This window comes from Campylobacter sp. BCW_4338 (assembly GCF_001763255.1).
Taxonomy (GTDB): domain Bacteria; phylum Campylobacterota; class Campylobacteria; order Campylobacterales; family Campylobacteraceae; genus Campylobacter_D; species Campylobacter_D jejuni.
Genome location: NZ_MJYJ01000056.1, coordinates 1 through 1,958, shown reverse-complemented (window position 1 = coordinate 1,958; position 1,958 = coordinate 1). Strand labels below are relative to the sequence as shown.

Genomic DNA, 1,958 nt, shown 5'->3' with positions numbered 1-1,958 from the left:
TCCTTTAGCGGTTATAAGAGATCATTTTGTAACCTATCCTTTTGCAATCAATTCGAAATTCATTAGCTTTGATTTAAAGAAAATTTTTTATGGCATAGATCTTTGCACAGGAGTTTTTGACACTCATTTTTCCTTTCATTATGAAATAGATCAAAAGCTTGAAGAAAATAAAGAATTTCTTTTAAAAAGACTTTTGTCTTATTTGATTATTGATGAGAAAAGAAATGCAACTGCTTTAGAGGATATAAAAGAACAAAAATATATTATAGATGATTATACTTTTTATTTTAAAGAGTTAAAATCTTTAGAACTTAAAAAATGCACTATATATCAACTTCCTTGTAATCATCCTTTGTTTAAAGAGTTTAGAAATAAAGAAAAGCAAATTAGTGCTTTTAAAAAGGATGAAGATAGTCCTATTCATGCTTACAATGAAGCTTTACAAATTTTACAAGATTTTGCTAATGGAATTTATAATACAAGTAAAGATAAAACAGGAAGATATATAGAAGATAAAAATAAAACCAGAAGATTACTAGAAAAACTCAATATCATAGGACAAAACAATCTTAAGGCTATGTATATGGGGATAAATGGAAATAAAGAAAGCTTGAAAGCTATAGGCAAAAGAGAAAATAACACTAGCAAAGCAAGTGCAAATGCTGACATCACATCAGAAACAAAAACTCCGCCTAATTTCATAGGCAGACTAGCTACTACTATAATCATAGAAGATGGTTTATACATGGGTTAAATTAAGAAAGGATAGATAATGAGTGAAACTTATGAGATTTATACACCTAATGGATTAACATTAGATGTGGAAAAAGATACCAATAAAATACTCTTTAAAGAAAATGTTAAGCCCACAGGCAACTATACCGAAGAATATTCCAAAGCGGTTTTTAAATCTTATCATATTATGAAAAACTCCCCCTACAAAGACTATAAACCCCAATACCTAGATCCTGAATTTCACACAGGGGAGAAATCTACTTTGCTTGAATTTAAAGATTGGCAAAGTATTTATTTAAAAGATCCTATCAAAGGAGCTATAGCTCCTTGGACTAAAGCAGAAAAAGCTTATTATAAATCTTTAAAAACCAAAAGAGAAAGATATAAATATTTAGCAATAAGAAGTGGATTAAGATCTGTGGTTATAGATATACCCTATGATGCTTATGCTAATGTAGATGAAAAAGGATATTTAATCAATGAAGAATACGCCTATATTTATGATGAAGTTAACAATAATAAAGAAACCTTAAAATCTTCTCTTTTTAGACAAGAATGGGGTATAGCAGCAGGAATACTAGGAAAACCTGAATATTTTGTGCGTTCTAAAAATCATGGCTTTAATGCTAGAATGATACAATGTTTTATTTTATATATTCAACTCACAGGTGGAGGATATGAAGAATTAGGTATAAAAAGAGGAATTTATAATTATGCTGATAATCTTTTAGAAATAGGTATGGCAGGGATACATAAAAATCCTTTAAGGGCCAAATTAGTAAAAGATTTAGCTAAAACTATACAGCCTGATGAATTTGGTATGCTTCCTTTTATAGATGAGATTATAGGAGCAGATTGGGTGATTGATTTAAATAAATATGATTTTGCCTATGATGAAGAAGGCAGGATCATTTGGGCTTTATATAATGATATTAAAAAAGCAAATTAAAAGATCCAAGAGATATAGATTCTACTTCTGAAAGTAGAAATAAATTTGATGATGCTATGGATGGATACGAAAATGGAATGGTAACAAGATTTGATGTAGATACTCCAAATGATTGGAGTGAACAACAAGCTACTTTATTCAAAGATACCCTAGTATTAAGCGCCAAACTAGCAGCCCTCACTCCTCCTCAAGGCTATCCTAATGCCCCTTATTATTTTACACCTGAAAGATTAGAATGGATTTATAAAAGAGGATATTTAGACAAACTCCTTGA

General features: G+C 29.6%; 2 pseudogenes. Both read left to right on the top strand.

Annotated elements, in window-relative coordinates:
- Positions 1 to 754 (top strand): annotated as a pseudogene (locus AJN69_RS06205) (hypothetical protein); the annotation flags it as partial.
- 18 nt (positions 755 to 772) lie between these two features.
- Positions 773 to 1,958 (top strand): annotated as a pseudogene (locus AJN69_RS06200) (hypothetical protein); the annotation flags it as partial.